This window comes from Alteromonas sp. 5NS40-0096 (assembly GCF_057544385.1).
Genome location: NZ_BAAJLQ010000010.1, coordinates 20,156 through 39,034 on the forward strand (window position 1 = coordinate 20,156; position 18,879 = coordinate 39,034).

The following is an 18,879-nucleotide window of genomic DNA, read 5'->3' on the forward strand; positions in this document are numbered from 1 at the left end:
GATAAGTTTCACCGTACTTCAATGCCATATGCCCAAACTGCTGTTTATTATTATCTGTGCCGCCTTACTCTTTGCGTGTCAAACGACCAAAGAGTATCAAAACAACTACATCGAACATCATAGAAAAGGTTTTTTTGAATTTATGGCTATGCGGTATTTCGGTGATGTTAAATGGGCGGACCATGAGGCTCAAGCGAGTCAAGTGCCACAAGTATCCGCTGATATCCGTGCCATACAGGCTCAAAATCCGAATTCACTGGCAGTGACTTGGCTGGGACACTCCACATTCTTAATCCAGTACCAAGGGATTAATGTGCTTACTGATCCGGTGTTTTCTGACTATGCATCACCGATGAGCTTTATAGGGCCCAAACGCTACACGCCCGTCGCTTTGGATATCGACGATTTGCCTCCCATAGATTTCGTTGTCATTTCTCACAACCATTACGACCACCTAGACACCAATAGCATTCAACGCCTTCCCGACCACACTGTGTACTTGGTACCAGAAAATCTGGGGCCGTGGTTTGAAGACAACGACATCCCGGGAGACAGAGTCTACGAGCTCCCTTGGTGGCAAGATAAGCACTTTGAGGCCGTAAATTTTACGGCAACCCCCTCTCAACACTGGTCTGCACGGGGGCTTTTTGACCGCTTCGAAAGCCACTGGGCGAGCTGGCGTATTGATATTGGCGACAAGTCAATATGGTTTGCCGGCGATACGGGGTACAACGACTATGACTTTAAAGCCATCGGTGAGAATCTGGGAGAAGTAGACTTGGCCCTCATTCCAATTGGAGCCTATGCCCCGAGAGACTTTATGCGCTTGTATCATGTCAACGTAGATGAAGCTGTCAAAATTCATCATGACATTCAGAGTAAATTTAGCGTTGGAATGCACTGGGGCACCTTTCCGCTAACCGCTGAACCCGTGATGGAGCCGGCACAAAAACTAGAGCAGTATCAACTCGATAACTTTATCACTTTGAGTTTAGGAGAAACGCTCTCAGTAGACGTTCAGCCTTATTCACCAAATTGAGTTTGTGTATAAACCACAACGTCTTCATCAAAAACGCTGTCGGTATACCTTTGGGTATGGCTATATTCCATACCGAGTTTTTTCATAATGGCGATTGACGGAAAGTTGTTTTCAATCGCAATGGCAGAAAAGGTAGAGACGCCGCTCTTAAACAAAGCGTCGCGTATTGATTTAGCGGCTTCTGATGCATAACCTTTGCCCCAGTAGGCTTGCTTAAATCGCCAGCCCAACTCGAGGTTGTTAAGTTCAGGTTCTGAGGTAAAAAAGCCCATCGGGCGAACAAGTACCCATCCAATGGCAGGCGAGTTTTCCGCTTTAAGTGACACCTTCCACAGTCCCCAACCTAAAGCTGGGTTGGCATACGCCGCAAGACGAGGTAGAAAAATGGTTTCTATATCAACTTTTGAGGTTGGATTGCCGCCATTAATGAAGCGCATGACGTCGGGATCTTGGTCGAGTTCAAACAGAAAGTCTGCATCCGCATCGGTAATTTGTTCGTAACACAGTCTGTCGCTGTCGTTTACGTGCATAGGCGTGTCCAAGGTATCCATTTTAACCTCCAAGCATGGCTAGGTGCTTCGTTGCCCCAGTGTTCCCTTCTTGTAAATAATGACTCACGTCTTTGGTTTTCAATAACGATGTCAAAGTTTGCTGGACCGCAGCCACATCGCCGGTTTGAATTACATCTCTGATATCGATGCCTTGTTCGCTGAACAAGCATAAATGAAGCTTGCCGTTAGCGGCGATACGCAACCGATTACAGGTCGCACAAAAGTCCTTGCTATATGGCATTATCAAACCGATTTTACCCACGTAATCAGGGTGAAAGAATTCTTGTGCAGGACCCGCGTCCTTTCTTCTAATGGTTTGCTGCCATCCATTATCTAACAACCACTGTTTCGTTGGCTGGGCTGATAAATGGTGTTCATTGAAAAACGCGTTGTGATCACCCGTTTCCATCAGCTCGATAAATCGCAACGTAATCGGCGTGTCTTTGAGCCAGCGTAAGAAACGCTGCAGTGTCGCCTGATGATTTTGCTTCATCAATACGGCGTTTACTTTTAACTCCATACCCGCATCGGCAGCAATATCAATACCCTTCAAAATATGCTGGAGTTTGTCTTGCCCCGTAATAGCAGCAAACTGGCGAGGGTCGAGATTATCAATGCTAACATTGATTTGTTGTAAGCCTGCACTTGCCCACTCTCTTGCGTGTTGAGCTAACCTACCGCCGTGAGTTGTCATGGCGACACGTTCTATCCCGGGCGTATTAGCACATAGGCCAATTATCTCAGTAAAGTCACGACGCAGGCTGGGCTCACCACCGGTAATTCTTACTTTACTGGTCCCCAACCCGGCAAAAGCAGAAACGACAGTTTTGATTTCAGGCACAGTCAAAAACTGCTCGTCCGTTGGGCCGAGATAGCCATCGGGCAAACAGTACTGACATTTGAAGTTACACACCTCGGTTATAGATAGCCTGAGGTAATGAAACTGACGGCCATGATTATCTTGAAGCAAAAAAACACCTATCGATTCAATATTGAGGGTAACAACGTGTAATTCACTTGCTCATCCGATTGATTATGCGCAGAATGACAACCCCGTAGACACGGTAGCATTATTTGCGTTGTTTTTGCATATCCATTCGAACCATCTTATGCAAAATGGCACATTTGAACAGACATCACCAAACATTGAGGAAGTGAATGCGCTCAACACGTTTTCCAGTCTCACCAGATACTCCAATTCGCTGGCAAGTAGTAAAGAAACTATGGCCATATCTCCTAGAATTCAAGTCCAGAGTTGCGTTGGCCATTCTTTGTTTGGTTGCGGCCAAGTTCGCCAGTATCGGTTTACCATTCGTTCTCAAGCACACCGTTGATACGCTCAACGGCGAAGGTAGCTTAACTGGCCTGCTCGCCGCGCCAGCGGCATTGGTCATTGCGTATGGTGCGTTGCGTCTTTTCAATGTCATTTTGGGTGAAGTCAGAGATACCCTATTTGGCCGAGTCACAGAGCGCGCTATGCGCAGACTGGGCCTTGACGTTTTTCGTCATCTACACAGTTTAGATTTGGCTTTTCACCTTCAGCGCCAAACTGGAGGCCTGTCGAGAGATATCGAACGGGGTACCAGTGGCATCAGTTTTTTGATGCGATTTATGGTATTCAATATCGGACCAACCCTGTTCGAAATTGTTGTCGTGGTTGGCCTGCTGCTAAGCCAATACGGATTGAGTTTTGCCACTATCATATTGGCGTCAGTCGTGATTTACATCTCGTTTTCGATGAAGGCTACAGATTGGCGAACGCGTTACGTACAGGAGGTCAACAAGGCCGATTCACTCACTAACACCAAGGCCATCGACAGTCTCATTAATTTTGAGACGGTAAAATATTTTAATAACGAACAATTTGAAGCCCAGCGCTATGATGCCAATCTGGCAGAGTGGGAACACGCTAGACGAAAAAATCGGCTGTCTTTGTTCGCCCTGAACGGCGGACAGGCATTCATCATAGCCACAGCGATGACATCCATGATGGGGCTTGCCGCCTATGAGGTGGCTAACGGCAATATGACTATTGGTGACTTTGTTCTCATCAATGCGTTTACCATGCAGATATTTATGCCACTGAACTTTCTTGGGTTTGTATATCGAGAAATCCGTGGTTCACTGGCCAACATCGAAAACCTCTTCGACCTTTTGAGTCGAGTCCCGAAAGTCAGTGACAGCCCTGACGCTGCAACACTGACAGTAACTCAGGGCAACATAGAATTCGACAACGTGAGTTTTTACTACGATCCCGCCCGCCCTATTCTCGACAAGGTGTCTTTTTCCATTCCCGCAGGTCAGAAAGTGGCGGTAGTTGGCGCGAGTGGCGCGGGAAAATCAACATTGGTAAAACTCCTATTCAGGTTCTACGATATTCAAAAAGGAGCGATTCGTATTGATGGGCAGTCGATACAGGGTGTCTCGCAACATTCCCTGCGCAGTCAAATTGGGATCGTACCTCAGGACACAGTCCTGTTTAACGATACATTGGCCGAGAATATTCGCTATGGTCGCCCTGATGCCAGTGAACAAGACATCGCCTTGGCAATTCAACACGCCCACCTAGATACCTTTATTCAATCTTTGCCCGACGGCATGGACACACAAGTTGGCGAACGCGGCCTAAAACTTTCGGGCGGAGAGAAACAACGAGTCGCTATTGCTCGGGCCTTACTGAAAAACGTACCCATAATGGTTTTTGATGAAGCCACTAGCTCGTTAGACAGCAAAGCCGAGCAAGCAATCACGGAGGCGTTAAAAGAAGTGGCCAAAGGCCACACAAGCTTGGTTATTGCTCACCGGCTATCTACCATCGTTGATGCCGACAACATTATTGTAATGGAAGCAGGAAAGATCATTGAACAGGGCAACCATCAACAATTACTCGAAAAAAATGGTGCGTACGCGGCGCTGTGGCAAGCGCAATCGGAGCACAATATTTGATGATGGACTCCAATCAACTTAAAACCGTAGTCAACTTTGTTATGCCGTTTGGCAAATACGCAGGTCGCAAACTCATTCACCTGCCAGAGCCTTACTTAGTTTGGTTCTACCAAAAAGGCTTTCCCAAGGGCCAATTAGGCGAATATTTGGCGCTGATGTATGAGATAAAGCTCAATGGTTTGGAAGCTATGCTTAAACCTTTAATTGATGACGACGGCAAGTAGACCCCCAATGTTTCGGCTAATATGTCCTTTAGTCGAAAAATAATCAAAAACACTTCATTTATTAGCGTCTTCAACTATATATAACTTTGGACATATGAAGTTGTCTCGACGTAAATAAGTGAATTTTAATGGCCAAAGCCCGTTTCAAACTGAGTATCAATCGAGCATTACGTTATTTTTATGGTGCCTTTATTGGTGTGCTTCTCATCAACATATACCTCATTTTTTCGAGTCAAAATCGCACCAATGATTGGCAATATTGGGTCACTCATACACACGATATCATTGACTTGACTCAAGATATTTCTGTCTCACTTAAAATGGCAGAAACCGGTCAGCGGGGTTTTCTACTGACCGGCAATGCAACATACCTAGTACCCTATCAACAAGGCGTCGCGGCAATCCAAGAACAACTCCAGCAATTAAGGGCCAAGACGCAAAATAATCCACAGCAACAACCTAAAATAGATACTCTGGAGGTCAATATCGCTGCGAAGCTACAGGAACTTGCCCAGACCATCGCGTTGGAAAAAGCGCAACAGCACCAAGAGGCTTTGGCTGTCGTCAAGAGTAATTTGGGCAAGCGCTTGATGGAAGAGATATCGGCAGCATTAGGAGCAATCAAAGACGAAGAATTCGTGCTTTTAAAAGAGCGAAAAGCAGCCCTAGGATCGAGCAAACAGTGGTTGGTGTATGTCATATACTTCAACATATTCTCTATACTGATTCTGATATCTATCAGCTTTGTTTACATCAAACGCAAGGTCACAGATCCCTTACTCGAATTAGCGAATCGCGCAGATCAATTTGGTAAAGATCAAAACTTAGCGGATTTAGATTTTAAAAATACTAATAATGAAATAGATAAGGTTGTCTCTACTTTTAGACGCATGGCGCGTCGTATTACCCGGCATTTACATATTGTCGAAAAAGCCCGTGAGGAAGCAACAAAAAGCACGGAAGCAAAAAGTCGTTTTATTGCCAATATCAATCACGAAGTCCGAACGCCGATGAATGGCATATACGGTGCGTTACAAGTATTGAAGGAGGAAAATCAAACGCCTAGAGGAACAATCGTATTGGAAAAGGCATTGCAGTCAGCCTCTTCTTTATTGGTAGTCATCAATGATATTTTGGATTTTTCGGAACTCACTTCTGGGCATCTCAAAATTGAAAACACGAATTTTAATTTGGCGGACCTCATTGATTATGTTTCCGCTAAACACGCATCATGTGCGAAGAGCAAGAACATTGAGTTCACAACAAAGCGAGATTTAAGTCAGAATTATTGGGTTGGCGACCCCATTCGCCTTAAGCAAGTATTAGGCAGTTTTCTCTCTAACGCTGTAAAATTTACCGAGCACGGTTCTGTTGTGTTTGAGGTTCAATCAACCCAAGATAATAGCGCAATCCTGTTCAACATTACGGACTCGGGCATAGGCATGAATGAGGAGCAAGTGTCTAAGCTGTTTGACAGCTTCGTCCAAGCGGATGACAGTAAGACAAGAAAATACGGCGTTGCAGGATTGGGCATGTCTGTGGCCAACGCATTGGTTGAACTGATGCATGGAAAACTCAGTATAAAAAGTGAGCCTAAAATCGGAACGACATTAGTTTGTGAAATCCCTATGATGACTGGCGAAAAACCAAACCTAGAAGCAACAACAGCCACAACTCAGTACGACTTAGCAGGCGCGAGAATACTGATAGCAGAAGATAACGAAATAAACCGCATCATGATTGGCGAAATGATCAAATCGACCCATGCGAAATTAGCATTTGCCGTCAATGGAAAAGAAGCGCTAAAAGCCGCTACATCACTCAATTTTGATGTGGTTTTAATGGACATTCAGATGCCCGAAATGGACGGCATTCAATCACTCAGGGAAATTCGAAGAAAGAAGCCCGAACAAATCGTGATCGCGGTGACAGCAAATGTCCTGCCTGATGAACAGGCACGCTATTGGGCAGAAGGGTTTAATGACATAGTAGCCAAGCCAGTAGATAAAGACGGTTTACTGTCTTTGCTCACTACCTATATCAAGCCTAAAAGCCAAGAGTAAAACTAACGACATTGCCATGATGGCGTTGACCTTTTCTACTTAATTGAGATGCAGCCTCTTCGTTATGCACTATACTTCAAAAGGCGCCGCATTTTATCACTTGTTTAAACAACACATGGCGGTGCCTACAAGTAAGTGCCGTGCTCGACAAGACTGAAACCAAATAAAACTCATACATCAAAGAGCATCGCACCGCAGTCGTTCGTTTTTAAAATATCAGTGCGCCCAGAGCTTTATGACTATGGAAGAGTTACCCCTACAAGCCGTTGTCGATGTCGAACCATCGTGGCTGAGTCGAGATTTTTTAGCATTACTCGAAAATACCAGTGATTTCATTTATATAAAAGACACTCAACATCGATTCACTAGCACAAGTAGCGCTTTTGCTCGGCTCACTGGGCGTGAAGATTGGCGCGAACTCATTGGTAAAACCGACTTCGATATTTTTCCCGAAGAACACGCCAAACGCTATTTTGAATTTGAACGGCCTGTTATGGAAAAAGGTCAACCGTTGATTGCTCATGAGGAGCCCTATTACGATGAGCAAGGTAACTTACGCTGGGTAACATCAAGTAAGCACCCCGTGAGATCCGATCAAGGGGAAATTATCGGCTTGGTTGGTATTAGTAAGGACATCACTGATATTAAAAACTATCAAGCGTTGATTCGAGAAATGGCAAACTACGACGAACTCACTGGCCTAGCCAATCGTCGACTGTTTACTGAAGTGTTCAACAGTGTGATGAAGCGCACCAAGCGTACCGATGAGCACCTAGCGTTACTTTATATCGATTTAGACAACTTCAAATGTATTAATGATACCCGAGGACATATCGCTGGCGATAAGCTCCTAAAACGCGTATCGGAGTGCATCAACAACACTGCAAACGACTGTGATTTATTAGCGCGAATTGGCGGTGACGAATTCGTATTGGTACTCAGTTGCCGCCATCCCATAGAACAACACGCCATCTCTATGGGCCAGCGTATCATTGATAGTATTCGCGACACGTTTAAAGCCGATGCCCTTATGTGCCAGCTAGGCTGTAGTATTGGCGTAGCCTGTTACCCAAGGGATGGTGACGATTTAGACTCCCTTTTGAAGCAAGCCGATGCCGCGATGTACCGCGCTAAAGCAATGGGAAAAAATAACATTAAGTTCGCCGAATAATTGAGGAAAGCCTCGGCCTTCCGAAATGATTGCTCGTCGATTAGTGCCCTTCAACTAGGTTAAAATCACAGTTCATTGCTTGATCCCGTAACGGAATCAACCTTTGATACTCGTCCGAAAAATACCATGCTTTTGCCGTTGCAATATCGGCGAACTGAATTACGGCGCAATTAGTGTGCAAACTTTGCCCTGCTAAATTCTCGACGGGGCTCTTAGCAATAAAAACTCCCCCATAAGCTTTTACCGTTGCGCCAGCAGCTTGACCATACTGCTTGAGTTTATCCGTATCGAGTACTGTAGATGTTACGATGACATAACCATTCATTTTTAATCTCCTCTTGTTAATCTTGACACAGCGTATAAGTGATTAGATATTTGAACAATAGAGACCTTTTAAACCCATCGTTTAAAAATATGAACACAATTAAGATTGCACCTTTACTGCTTATCTTCGCCGAAGTGGCAAAGTTGGGCTCATTTACTCTCGCAGGTAAAAAACTCAACTTGAGTAAATCAGCTGTTAGCCAACAAATAAAGCGATTAGAAGACACGCTGGAAACGCAGCTGATTGCGAGAAATAGCCGAGGCATTACACTCACCCATACCGGGCAATTGCTGCTGGAAAAAAGTGGCTTAATTTCCGCACAGATCGTGAATGTCATCGATGACATTCAATCTCAAAGAGAGCAACCAAGTGGTCCTTTTCGTCTTGCTGTTCCACCTTTTTTTGAGCGAAGTATTATCGTTCCCGCACTTCAGCAACTCTGCATCGAATACCCGTTGTTACGTCCTGAATTGAACGTCACCGGACGCTGGCAGGATCTTATCGAACACAACTTGGACGTGGCGATATTTGGGGGAGACCTAAAAGACAGTGAATACAAAGCACTGTCGATAGGGAAAGTGAGAGATATTTTTTGTTGTTCGCCTAACTACCTCAAGCAATCAGGCGATATACACAAACTGGAAGATATTGATTCACTGTCTTTTATCGCTACCCCCTGGCAAAAAGAACGAATTCAATTGCATCACCTTACGACCCAAGTAGACACTAGTATCCACCTTGAGCACCAACGATTCACCAATAGTGTCAACACCTTGGTCGATATGGCAATAGCGGGAATGGGTGTCGCGCTTATCCCAGAGTTTATCGCCCATCAAGCACTGCGAAAAGGTCTACTGGAGCATGTTCTCCCCGATTACCGAGGAAGACATTGGCATTTCTACCTACTGCATCGGTACCAGACTAATAAACCGCCTCATGTCGCGCGTTTTTACGAATTAGTCACACATTACTTCGCTATTGCCAATAGTCACCTTGACTAACTCCCTTATTGAGTTTGAGAGTGATATCGGTCACCGCATTTTGGTAAATTCAATGCCTGCGTAAGTCAGTGACACCACAGCGTGTTCAACATTAAAAGTGATAACAGTCCCGTTGTTCGGTTCTAGCTCGACTCTAATTTTATTGGCCTCGTTCATGCCAAGAGAATCGGACTTCATCGCTCCCCATGTGACGTCGAACGTCTTTTTGTTGTTGCGCCTAATTTCTATATCACCGAGTAGCGAATGAGTGTAAACCCCTTCATATTCGCCAGCATCCAGAGTCAATATCCATTCCCGTGACAACAATTTATTTTGTTCTTTCGCCAACATCTCATCCAAACCCGCTAACTTAGTTTTGAGGCCTTCGATACGTTCGGCAATCTTAGTTTCTATCCCCTCTTCTGCCAACAACGCGCCATACAAATAATCTGCAATAATGCTAGTTAATCTGGTGCTCAAAAAGTCTTCGTTATTGAGTACGACAATGCCAATACGCTTTGATGGCATAAAAGACAGGTGAGCATGAGCTCCGGCAAAACCACCAAAATGATGAAGCATCGCATTGCCTTTGTAGTCCCCGGTATACCAGCCCCAAGCGTAGCCATCTCTCTCGAAATCTTGGTAGCGATGGTTAGTTTCTGCTTGTTGCTGTTGAGACCGAGCTATCACTGAAGGCGGGAAAACAGCTTTGCCATCAATAACGCCGCTGTTAAGCTGCGCGATTAAAAATCGCCCTAAATCGCTAGCGGTTGAGAATATCCCACCAGCACTGTGCATAGTCGCATCTGACTTTTCTAAATACAGTGCAGTTGCTCTTTCATCCGACAGCAATGAATACGGCAAAGCAATGTGACCATCTTCATCCAATCCGGAACGATAAGCCGACGTAAGCTGCATAGCAGCAGGCGCAAACACCTGACTCTGCAATCGCGATTGCCATGATTGATTAAATACTCTGTCAGCGTAAATACCGTATATGTTGTAGCCTACGTTAGTGTATTTGAACTGCCCGACCGGCTCAGACGAGGCCGATGAGAATTGATTAACAAGCCGTGTTAAGGAATCTGGCGAGTGTACCCCGCTGTAGGCAGTCGCCAATACCAAGGGTAAGTTGTTTATCGATGATCGATGGGTCAATAACTCTGCAATGGTCACCTGTTCTCGGTTCGATAGCGAAAAATCAGGGAACATATCGCTTACATTGGTCTGCAACGACATTGCCCGTTTATGACTGTCGAGCAATGCATTCAGGGCGGTGAAAGGCTTAGTCACTGAAGCAATGTAAAATTGCGTTTGGGCATCGACAGGAATTTGATTTTCAATATGTTGAAAACCAAGGTATGCCTCAAAAATAATTTTATCCTCTTTTACAACCGCAATGGCCGTTCCAGAAGACAGTGCCGCAGCTTGTTTAACATCTTGAATCTCAGCCTCAAGAAATTGCCTGTTGATCATGGCGGTTTCAGCAGTGGCCGTCAGGCAAAAGAAGAAAAAACTGCAAAAAAGTAATTGGTATCGCATGGGTAAATATCCATTTATCGTTGTTCATGCACCATTCTCACTTTTCGCAAAGGCCTTGTATTGAACAGATGTAACATCCACCATAACCAATGCGCTCTAATTTGTTGAAAATACTCGTAGAAGTTTCATTGGAGTAATACCAAAGTGCTGCTTTAACGTGCGAGTAAAATGGCTTTGATCGGCAAACCCTGACTGCAGACTCGCGCTGGCGATATCTTGTTTTTGGCTGAACATACTAAACAGTGACGTTTGCAATTTGTGCCGTTGACGGAATTGAGAAACCGACAATCCAAATTGGCTTTGGAAAGCGCGACAAAGATGAACTCGATGCACACCCACCTCACTAGCCACATCACTGATCGACCAAGATGTTTCTACCACCGCTTGTTGTGCAAGCTTGAGCCAGTGGGGTAATGTCTTTAATTGCCGGGGCTTTGTCAAAAATTGGTTGAGTAAACTCAACACTTGCTCTTCAAAATCGATGGACGCTGCCTGCTCGCTCAATACTGATACCAGCAAACATCGCCATAGTGCTTTGGCTGCTTTAACATCGCTTGTCGCCCAATCTAATCGGCCGTATTCATACAGAAAATCAGGGTGGTCTGCGCGAATATCGATTGACAGGAAAATCGCACCTTCGGGCCCAATTTTATTACTGTGCCGATAATTAATAGGCTTATAAGCCACAATGCCTAAAGGCAAGTCGATATCTCCACTCAGGTTGCACTCTTGAGATAAGCCAGACAGCATGGTCGAGAATTGCCCCACACCGTGATCATGCATAGGCATATCTACACCAGGTTCGTAATACACGAGGTTTACCGCTCGAATGATTGAATGCTGGCTAGGTATTACAGATAAGGACCGACATTCCTCATCGTGATGAAAGCAAATACGGTTGGTCACGCTGCTACTCCGACGGCGACTTAACACTCACAAAACACTGATTTAGCAACTATTAAGCCAGAAGTGTAGTACTTATAAATCAATACTTTACCAAAAACCTAATTAACTAAAACCACTAAACATTAGTGAATAAGCACAAACCAATGCTACATTTAACCACAGTTTTAGTGGTCAGTTTTCCTAAACTGGCAGTAACAATACACATCCCTATCAGCCTCAGTAACAGTAGTAATATGAGACGACAAAGAGCCCCATTTAAACCTTCACCGAATGATATTGTTATCGCGGCATTGCATAAGAGAATGGCGCAAAAGCTGATAGCCCAGCCAGATCTGTTTGCGAAAGTAGAAAATACACTAAAAAGCCGATACGAAGCAGGAATGTTACGCCACGGAGCCTATTTAAACTGGGAGTGTGTATTGGCACTAAAATCCGACCCAGAGGCCTTTATGGAAGCACTATTAGATGACTCTCCAACAATGTTAAAACTGCGTCGAAGAACGATTTTAACGGGTATTCTCACCGAGGAAGAGAGGACGCAAGTGCTGGCAGCGGTGACTACCAGCACAGGCAATATTATGCAGACTTGAGGTAATCAGCGACCAAGAAAGCCATTTCCAATACTTGGTCGGCATTCAGTCTCGGATCACACTGAGTTTGATAAGCTTCAGCAAGATCGTTATCTCCGATCTTATATGCACCACCAGTGCACTCAGTCACGTGTTGCCCTGTCATTTCCAAATGAATACCGCCGGCGTGTGTTCCTTCGGCCTTGTGTGCCGCAAAGAACTGCTGAATTTCTCGCAAAATGGCGTCAAAGTCACGGGTCTTGTATCCACTCGACGCTTTAAACGTGTTGCCATGCATTGGGTCTGAACTCCAAACAACATGACGTCCTTCCGCTTTTACTCGGCGAAGTAAACGTGGCAAGTTCGCTTCTAAATTGTCTGCCCCCATACGCGTGATCAAGGTTAATCGACCTGGGTCATTCTCTGGGTTAACCGCGTCAATCAATCGAATTAACTCATCTTCGTCCATCGTAGGGCCGACTTTCACACCTACAGGGTTCAAGATACCGCGGAAGAATTCAACATGAGCGTGATCGAGTTGGCGAGTTCTCTCACCAATCCACACCATGTGCGCAGAACAATTGTACGGTTTACCCGTTAGCGTATCGATGCGTGTTAACGCTTGCTCGTAGTTGAGCAATAGGGCTTCATGAGACGTGAATAGCATTGTCTCGTGTAGCGACGGCGTGTTTTGTGCGTTGATGCCAATCACATCCATAAATTCTAGGGTTTCTTGAATGCGATTTGCTAAATCTTGATACTTGTCTTTCAGTGGATTGTTTTCCAAGAAACCCATGTTCCATCGGTTCACTTGGTGAAGATCAGCCAAACCACCTTGGGCGAACGCGCGAAGCAAGTTAAGTGTTGCTGAACTTCTGTGATACGCATCCAACATTCTGTTGGGATCAGGTCTACGCGCTTCAGGCGTAAACTCGAAACTATTAATAATGTCACCGCGGTAACTGGGTAAGCTAACACCGTTAATGGTTTCTAAATCCGCGGAACGCGGCTTGGCATACTGACCAGCCATACGCGCAACTTTAGTTACAGGTACTTTGCCAGAATAAGTCAGTACAATCGCCATCTGTAGAAGCACTTTAAAGGTGTCACGAATTTTTGGCGCGTTAAATTCACTAAAGGATTCGGCACAATCGCCTCCCTGAAGTAAAAAGCCCTTACCCAAACTCACTTGACCTAACTGACGGCGTAGCTCACGCGTTTCTTCAGCAAACACGAGTGGAGGATAAGAACTAAGCGTAGACTCTACCTCTTTTAACTGTGCTTGGTCTTCATAAGTCGGCTGTTGAAGAATAGGTTTGCTTCTCCAACTATCAGGTTGCCAATTTGACACTGTTGCTCCTTTTAATACGATTTACGGTTGTTTTTTCGGCCAGCAAGCTTACCACAATAGGCGCGGTTAACTAGTGGGCAAATAGGAAAATCATCATCAATTTGATTATTTTATATGTTTAATATTGCAAAAATTGGACTATTTTAGTTTATTGATCAGCCCGTCCGAGGCATCCTCTATTAAATCCAGCACCAATTCAAAGCCTTTTCGACCGCCATAGTATGGATCGGGCACTTCTTCAAAATCAGAATTGCCAAATGACAGCATCATATGAATCCGGTCTTGATATTGAGGCTCAGACATTTTGATCAAGTTTTGGTAGTTTTCGCTATCCATCGCAAGGATATAGTCAAACTTTTCAAAATCGTCTTTTTCTACTCGGCGACAGTGTAGACCTTTAAAACTGTAACCTCTGGCTTCACCAGCGGCTTGAGAGCGCTTATCAGGAGCTTTGCCAATGTGATAACCATGGGTGCCAGCCGAATCAATATTCAGCTTCAACCCCATCTCTTTAGCCTTGTGCCTAAATACGGCCTCAGCCGTTGGTGAGCGACAGATATTTCCCAAACAAACGAATAGCACAGAGGGCACTGATGAAGTCATGAAATTACGAGTCCCATTTTCAATATAATTAACATTCTAAACATGAATTTGGTGGCACGATAACGTATCATATCGCCCCCAAAGTAGGAGATTCTATGACAGCACATATTCTGATGCTAAGCAGCTCGAGAGCAGGCGATGAAGATTACCTAGACCATGCCAAGCCGCTTATTCTTGCACACTTAAATCAACTAAGCGAGGTCGTATTTATTCCGTATGCTGGCGTGACGATCGGCTGGGATGAGTACACCCAAAAAGTGCAGGAAGCACTGCCAGAACTAGCAATCAAAGGGATTCACCAGTTTGACGACGCTAAGCAAGCAATTCAACAAGCGAAAGCCGTACTGGTTGGCGGAGGTAACACCTTTAATTTGCTAGCCACACTGTACAAAGAAGAGTTGATAGAGCTTGTCCGTAGTAAGGTTTCAAATGGTATGCCTTATATTGGTTGGAGTGCGGGCTCAAACATTTGTGGCGCAAGTATCAAAACCACCAATGACATGCCTATTATCGAGCCTCCATCGTTTGACGCACTCGGTTTCGTCACGTGCCAGCTAAACCCTCATTACACCGACTACCATCCACCGGGCCATAATGGCGAAACAAGGGACGACAGACTGGCAGAGTTCAGTCGACTTAACCCCGGCACGCCCATCATTGCCATCCCCGAGGGAACAGCCATAAAAATGAGTAAAGGCTCACTAACCTACATAGGCAACAAGACCGGCTATGTATTTATTGGTTCAGAAAAACGCCCTATGCAAAATCAAGCCGTATTAAACGAGTACTTGGCTTAAGCTTGCTGCCTGCTCCATCGTCAATGGTTGCTGATATTGAATTTCAGCTAAACGTGGCGCAGGCATGAGTTCATCAAGGGTCGTCAAGTTTGCTTCGTATTCGGTCATAGACTCAGTGACACGATTTGCAATCCAACCTTTAATACTCAAACCATCTGCCAAAATCGCTTGCGCTGTTAACAAGGCATGATTGAGGCACCCCAGCCTCATACCTACAACAATAATTACCTCTTGATTCAGCTCCTGCGCCAATTCAGGCATGAAGTGACCGCCGCCGAGTGGCAGCTTCCAACCACCAGCGCCCTCGGTAAACATGACTTCAGGAGTATAGCGCGCCAGTTCATGCCAGCCAGATACCATGTCTTCCACTGTGATGGGTCGCGACTCGTTGGAGGACGCAATATGTGGAGCAATAGGGTCTTTAAACACGATGGGATTAACTTGTTCAATACGCAGGTCTAAATTTGTTGCTTTGTGCAATGCAACGCCATCTTCATTTAACCATTGTCCGTCAATGAAATCACACCCCGCGGAGACGGGTTTATAACCCACTGCACGATAACCATTTTGTTGCAGCGCGGCGATCATTTGGCAAGTGACGTAGGTTTTACCTACTTCGGTGTCTGTGCCTGTTACGAAATAGTTTTTCACTTACACATTCTCTGTTTTCTTTAGTACGAAATGACTGACTTGGTAATCAATTTCTAACAAATTTTGTGACGATTGCGCGCGTAAGATATGTTCCAATGCACCGAGATGTTTTCGCTGCAATCGAGAAGTCGCCGTAGTAGACGTCTGAACACTAGCGCCAACATGAGAAATTGAGCGCAATAGCGAAAGCGCGTTGTCATGGGCGTCTAAATAGACTTTTTGCTGATTAAACAAACATTCGAAACCCGCCTTACGGGCCCAATTTAACCATTCCATATGGGTATTGAAACGGTTTCTAGTGGGTTGCAAACCAAGCTCTTGTTGGGCGTGATCAAGCTTTCGAAATGACGGTTCAACCATCACGCTTATCACAGCGATGCCGCCAGGCTGTAGCACCCGATACATCTCATTGAGGGCGATGGCCGGCGATTCACACCACTGCAACGCCATGGAGGAAAAGCACAATTGTTGAGTAAGCGATTCAAATGGCAATTGTTCCGCGTTGCCATATCGAAACGCAAGCTTAGGATAGTGCTTAGCTGCGAGTTCCAGCATCGTCGGTGCAATGTCTAGCCCAGTAATATGCTCGCCAAAACGTGCAAGCTGTGCCGTATGACGCCCTGTGCCACAGCCGATATCCAAGATATTGGCCACAGGCTCGTTGGGCACCAGGGATAAGGCATATTCAGCGATACGCGACTGCACTGTGGCGATCTCGTTGTACTGTTGGGCTGCACGACTAAAAGATTTAGCTAAACGCTTGGTTACCGAAGGTTGTTGCTGTGGGTCTAGCGCCGCTGTCATTGATTTCACTGTGCTAATACCTCATCTCTAGCGAGACATAATGCATCTACTAATGCCTGAATATCTGTTTTGCTATGAATGCTTGATAACGTGATTCGCAACCTATCGGTATGGCGTGGCACCGTTGGGTAACGAATCGCTGGTACCCAAACACCCCGTTTTTTTAACGCTTCGGAAAATGCCAATGCGCCTGCGGGGTCGCCAATAATCAGTGGTTGAATCGCCGAATCCGAAGGTGACAAGGTGAAACCTTTTATAGCAGCTTCCCGTTTAAAGAATTCGATGTTCTCTTCTAATACTGAGCGCATTTGACCTTGTGCAATCAGTTGAAGCGAGACTAAGGTCGCGTGGGCTTGAGCAGGAGGTAGCGCTGTGGAGTAGACATAATGACGAGCAAAGTTAACCAGATAATCAATCAATTCTCGGCTACCCGCAATAAAGGCCCCGGCTGTGCCTACTGCTTTGCCAAAGGTCCCCATCACAATTGCTACGTCTTGCTGAGTTAAGCTCATTTGTTCGACGAGCCCTAATCCTGTCTCACCCGACACCCCCATAGCGTGTGCTTCATCAACCATCAACCAAGACTGTGATTGCCGGCAACGGTTTGCGATATCCTGCAATGGCGAACAATCCCCATCCATGCTGAAAACGGATTCGGTCGCGACTAAGGTGTCGTCCTCTCGGTGTTTTGAGAGCAACTGAGTTAAATGGCCTAAATCATTGTGATGGAAGCGACGTAATCGGGCTTTTGACGTCATCGCGCCTTCGAGAAATGATGCATGCATGAATTTGTCACACAACACATTCCCCGGTTCACTGAACAAGGCGTGACACAATGCTTGATTCGCGGCAAAACCAGAGTTAAACAGAATGGCGGCTTCACGATTCAACCCGGTCGCTAGATAGTCTTCTAACCGCTGATGGGCAAGGCTATGGCCAGTAACTAATGGAGAGGCTCCGCTTCCACCGCCAAACGCAGCCAACCCTTCTACCCAAGCTTGCAAGACTTGTTGGTCCTGTCGCATGCCCAAGTAATCGTTTGAAGCAAAATTCAAATAGTGCTGGCCATCAAGGGTGATAATCCCCTGATGGTCTTGTTCAACTGTTTGGCGGCGACGCAAGTACTCTTGCTCTTGACGCTCATTTAACGCCGCGGCGATTCGTTCAAAGGCCATTACGCCTCTGCATGCTCGGCTTTGCCTGACTTAGCAGTCGCATCATAAAACAATGGCGCGGGCTGAGTATTTGCCTCAATCTCTTCTTGAAGCGCTTGTTCATGAGCTTCGTCAGAGTAATCTCGGCCCTTCTCTGTGTTAATGCCAAGCTTTCTGAACAACATGACATCTTCATGGGTATCTGGGTTAGACGTCGTCAACAATTTACAGCCGTAGAAAATCGAATTAGCACCCGCCATAAAACACATGGCTTGCATTTGTTCATTCATCGCTTCTCGTCCGGCTGATAGACGCACGTGAGATTGCGGCATCATAATACGCGCCACAGCAATAGTCCGCACAAACTCAAAAGGCTCTAGATCATCTAACTTATCCAGCGGGGTGCCTTCTACTTTCACCAACATATTGATTGGAACGCTTTGTGGCTGCTCAGGTAAATTGGCCAATTGAATCAATAAGCCAGCTCTGTCGCCTGCAGTTTCTCCCATACCGACGATACCACCGGAACAAACATTCATGCCCGCAGAGCGAACATTTTCAAGTGTATCGAGACGGTCTTGGTACGTCCGCGTCGTAATAATATCGCCATAGTATTCTGGTGAGGTATCCAAGTTGTGGTTGTAATAGTCAAGGCCGGCTTGCTTTAACGCCAACGCTTGGTCGCGGCTCAACATACCCAATGTCATACAAGTTTCTAGGCCGAGTTTTTTCACCTCTTGTACCATATTGACCACGTAAGGCATGTCCCTATCTTTCGGGTTGCGCCATGCTGCGCCCATGCAGAAACGGGTTGAACCAGCAGCTTTGGCTTCCCGTGCACGCTGAATCACTTTTTCAATTTCTAACAAACGCTCTTTTTCTAAGCCTGTATCGTATCGTGCACTTTGCGGACAATACTTACAGTCTTCTGGGCATGCGCCCGTTTTAATCGACAATAGCGTGCTAACTTGCACTTCGTTTGGATCAAAATTGGCGCGATGCACTTTTTGCGCTTCAAACATTAAGTCATTGAAAGGTAGATTAAAAAGCGCCTGTACCTGCTCGTTTGTCCAATCGTGTCGAACACTACCTAAAGACAGGGAAGAGAGGATTTCTGCCGACATACTCGGTCCTTTACTAATAATAAATGCTGGCTTAGTCTATGCGGAGCACCAAAGTTGTCAACCCTGACCACTTGCAAAC

General features: G+C 45.6%; 19 protein-coding genes. 8 read left to right on the top strand and 11 right to left on the bottom strand.

Annotated features, from left to right (window positions below; genetic code table 11):
• Positions 1-142: 142 nt before the first annotated feature.
• A complete protein-coding gene (locus tag AC27G9_RS20180; protein WP_487076328.1) occupies positions 143-1,039 on the top strand; it encodes an MBL fold metallo-hydrolase in 897 nt (298 codons plus the stop codon).
• Here AC27G9_RS20180 and AC27G9_RS20185 read toward each other — a convergent pair.
• Together AC27G9_RS20185 and moaA are read right to left on the bottom strand one after the other, a co-directional pair.
• Positions 1,024-1,590, bottom strand: a complete 567-nt coding sequence (locus tag AC27G9_RS20185; protein ID WP_487076329.1) for a GNAT family N-acetyltransferase — start codon at positions 1,588-1,590, stop codon at positions 1,024-1,026. The two genes, AC27G9_RS20180 and AC27G9_RS20185, sit on opposite strands and share 16 nt — an antisense overlap.
• Before the next feature lies 1 nt (position 1,591).
• The gene (moaA, locus tag AC27G9_RS20190) at positions 1,592-2,560 is read right to left on the bottom strand and encodes a GTP 3',8-cyclase MoaA (RefSeq protein WP_487076330.1); all 969 of its coding nucleotides are present in this window, start codon (positions 2,558-2,560) and stop codon (positions 1,592-1,594) included.
• A 188-nt stretch (positions 2,561-2,748) separates the two neighbouring features.
• Here moaA and AC27G9_RS20195 point away from each other — a divergent pair, with 188 nt between their 5' ends.
• From AC27G9_RS20195 to AC27G9_RS20210, 4 genes are all read left to right on the top strand, one after another.
• A complete protein-coding gene (locus AC27G9_RS20195; RefSeq protein WP_487076331.1) occupies positions 2,749-4,536 on the top strand; it encodes an ABCB family ABC transporter ATP-binding protein/permease in 1,788 nt (595 codons plus the stop codon).
• Between the two features lie 2 nt (positions 4,537-4,538).
• On the top strand, positions 4,539-4,760 hold the full coding sequence (locus tag AC27G9_RS20200; RefSeq protein WP_487076373.1) for a DUF3820 family protein: 222 nt from the start codon (positions 4,539-4,541) through the stop codon (positions 4,758-4,760).
• A 128-nt stretch (positions 4,761-4,888) separates the two neighbouring features.
• Positions 4,889-6,823 (top strand): CHASE3 domain-containing protein, encoded by a 1,935-nt coding sequence (locus AC27G9_RS20205; RefSeq protein WP_487076332.1) that lies wholly within the window; start codon positions 4,889-4,891, stop codon positions 6,821-6,823.
• Positions 6,824-7,064: 241 nt separating this feature from the next.
• Complete coding sequence (locus AC27G9_RS20210) at positions 7,065-7,994, top strand: diguanylate cyclase domain-containing protein (protein WP_487076333.1); 930 nt, start codon at positions 7,065-7,067, stop codon at positions 7,992-7,994.
• Between the two features lie 40 nt (positions 7,995-8,034).
• On the opposite strand, the gene AC27G9_RS20215 is transcribed toward AC27G9_RS20210, so the two are convergent.
• On the bottom strand, positions 8,035-8,319 hold the full coding sequence (locus AC27G9_RS20215; protein WP_487076334.1) for a DUF1330 domain-containing protein: 285 nt from the start codon (positions 8,317-8,319) through the stop codon (positions 8,035-8,037).
• A gap of 89 nt (positions 8,320-8,408) precedes the next feature.
• Here AC27G9_RS20215 and AC27G9_RS20220 point away from each other — a divergent pair, with 89 nt between their 5' ends.
• Positions 8,409-9,320, top strand: coding sequence for a LysR family transcriptional regulator (locus tag AC27G9_RS20220; protein WP_487076335.1), 912 nt, complete (start codon positions 8,409-8,411; stop codon positions 9,318-9,320).
• A gap of 30 nt (positions 9,321-9,350) precedes the next feature.
• Here the strand turns inward: AC27G9_RS20220 and AC27G9_RS20225 are convergent, their stop codons facing one another.
• Entirely contained in the window at positions 9,351-10,841 is a 1,491-nt protein-coding gene (locus AC27G9_RS20225) for a serine hydrolase domain-containing protein (protein ID WP_487076336.1), read from the bottom strand.
• A gap of 96 nt (positions 10,842-10,937) precedes the next feature.
• The gene (locus AC27G9_RS20230) at positions 10,938-11,747 is read right to left on the bottom strand and encodes a helix-turn-helix transcriptional regulator (RefSeq protein WP_487076337.1); all 810 of its coding nucleotides are present in this window, start codon (positions 11,745-11,747) and stop codon (positions 10,938-10,940) included.
• Between the two features lie 233 nt (positions 11,748-11,980).
• On the opposite strand from AC27G9_RS20230, the gene AC27G9_RS20235 reads away from it, so the two are divergent.
• Positions 11,981-12,337, top strand: a complete 357-nt coding sequence (locus tag AC27G9_RS20235; RefSeq protein ID WP_487076338.1) for a hypothetical protein — start codon at positions 11,981-11,983, stop codon at positions 12,335-12,337.
• On the opposite strand, the gene AC27G9_RS20240 is transcribed toward AC27G9_RS20235, so the two are convergent.
• The gene (locus AC27G9_RS20240; RefSeq protein ID WP_487076339.1) at positions 12,324-13,667 is read right to left on the bottom strand and encodes a class II 3-deoxy-7-phosphoheptulonate synthase; all 1,344 of its coding nucleotides are present in this window, start codon (positions 13,665-13,667) and stop codon (positions 12,324-12,326) included. The two genes, AC27G9_RS20235 and AC27G9_RS20240, sit on opposite strands and share 14 nt — an antisense overlap.
• Before the next feature lie 138 nt (positions 13,668-13,805).
• Complete coding sequence (locus AC27G9_RS20245) at positions 13,806-14,270, bottom strand: low molecular weight protein-tyrosine-phosphatase (protein WP_487076340.1); 465 nt, start codon at positions 14,268-14,270, stop codon at positions 13,806-13,808.
• A gap of 95 nt (positions 14,271-14,365) precedes the next feature.
• On the opposite strand from AC27G9_RS20245, the gene pepE reads away from it, so the two are divergent.
• Positions 14,366-15,067 carry a dipeptidase PepE gene (gene pepE / locus AC27G9_RS20250; RefSeq protein ID WP_487076341.1) on the top strand — a complete coding sequence of 234 codons (702 nt, stop codon included), beginning with the start codon at positions 14,366-14,368 and terminating at the stop codon, positions 15,065-15,067.
• On the opposite strand, the gene bioD is transcribed toward pepE, so the two are convergent.
• Genes bioD through bioB form a run of 4 tightly spaced genes read right to left on the bottom strand, consistent with a single transcriptional unit; the run spans position 15,047 to position 18,800 of the window.
• Positions 15,047-15,718 (bottom strand): dethiobiotin synthase, encoded by a 672-nt coding sequence (bioD, locus tag AC27G9_RS20255; protein WP_487076342.1) that lies wholly within the window; start codon positions 15,716-15,718, stop codon positions 15,047-15,049. The two genes, pepE and bioD, sit on opposite strands and share 21 nt — an antisense overlap.
• Positions 15,719-16,522 (bottom strand): methyltransferase domain-containing protein, encoded by an 804-nt coding sequence (locus AC27G9_RS20260; protein ID WP_487076374.1) that lies wholly within the window; start codon positions 16,520-16,522, stop codon positions 15,719-15,721.
• A gap of 5 nt (positions 16,523-16,527) precedes the next feature.
• Positions 16,528-17,697: an 8-amino-7-oxononanoate synthase gene (bioF, locus tag AC27G9_RS20265; RefSeq protein ID WP_487076343.1), complete on the bottom strand. Its 1,170-nt coding sequence runs from the start codon at positions 17,695-17,697 to the stop codon at positions 16,528-16,530.
• Entirely contained in the window at positions 17,697-18,800 is a 1,104-nt protein-coding gene (gene bioB / locus AC27G9_RS20270; protein ID WP_487076344.1) for a biotin synthase BioB, read from the bottom strand. Before bioB ends, bioF begins: the two co-directional genes overlap by 1 nt.
• Positions 18,801-18,879: the final 79 nt, after the last annotated feature.

Excerpts from the sequence above, each read along its gene's own strand:
- AC27G9_RS20210 (WP_487076333.1), top strand. The coding sequence starts at position 7,065 with ATGGAAGAGTTACCCCTACAAGCCGTTGTCGATGTCGAACCATCGTGG.
- AC27G9_RS20260 (WP_487076374.1), bottom strand. The coding sequence starts at position 16,522 with ATGACAGCGGCGCTAGACCCACAGCAACAACCTTCGGTAACCAAGCGT.
- AC27G9_RS20200 (WP_487076373.1), top strand. The coding sequence starts at position 4,539 with ATGGACTCCAATCAACTTAAAACCGTAGTCAACTTTGTTATGCCGTTT.
- AC27G9_RS20225 (WP_487076336.1), bottom strand. The coding sequence starts at position 10,841 with ATGCGATACCAATTACTTTTTTGCAGTTTTTTCTTCTTTTGCCTGACG.
- AC27G9_RS20220 (WP_487076335.1), top strand. The coding sequence starts at position 8,409 with ATGAACACAATTAAGATTGCACCTTTACTGCTTATCTTCGCCGAAGTG.
- AC27G9_RS20180 (WP_487076328.1), top strand. The coding sequence starts at position 143 with ATGGCTATGCGGTATTTCGGTGATGTTAAATGGGCGGACCATGAGGCT.
- AC27G9_RS20215 (WP_487076334.1), bottom strand. The coding sequence starts at position 8,319 with ATGAATGGTTATGTCATCGTAACATCTACAGTACTCGATACGGATAAA.
- AC27G9_RS20235 (WP_487076338.1), top strand. The coding sequence starts at position 11,981 with ATGAGACGACAAAGAGCCCCATTTAAACCTTCACCGAATGATATTGTT.
- bioF (WP_487076343.1), bottom strand. The coding sequence starts at position 17,697 with ATGGCCTTTGAACGAATCGCCGCGGCGTTAAATGAGCGTCAAGAGCAA.
- pepE (WP_487076341.1), top strand. The coding sequence starts at position 14,366 with ATGACAGCACATATTCTGATGCTAAGCAGCTCGAGAGCAGGCGATGAA.
- AC27G9_RS20185 (WP_487076329.1), bottom strand. The coding sequence starts at position 1,590 with ATGGATACCTTGGACACGCCTATGCACGTAAACGACAGCGACAGACTG.
- AC27G9_RS20205 (WP_487076332.1), top strand. The coding sequence starts at position 4,889 with ATGGCCAAAGCCCGTTTCAAACTGAGTATCAATCGAGCATTACGTTAT.
- AC27G9_RS20245 (WP_487076340.1), bottom strand. The coding sequence starts at position 14,270 with ATGACTTCATCAGTGCCCTCTGTGCTATTCGTTTGTTTGGGAAATATC.
- bioB (WP_487076344.1), bottom strand. The coding sequence starts at position 18,800 with ATGTCGGCAGAAATCCTCTCTTCCCTGTCTTTAGGTAGTGTTCGACAC.
- AC27G9_RS20195 (WP_487076331.1), top strand. The coding sequence starts at position 2,749 with ATGCGCTCAACACGTTTTCCAGTCTCACCAGATACTCCAATTCGCTGG.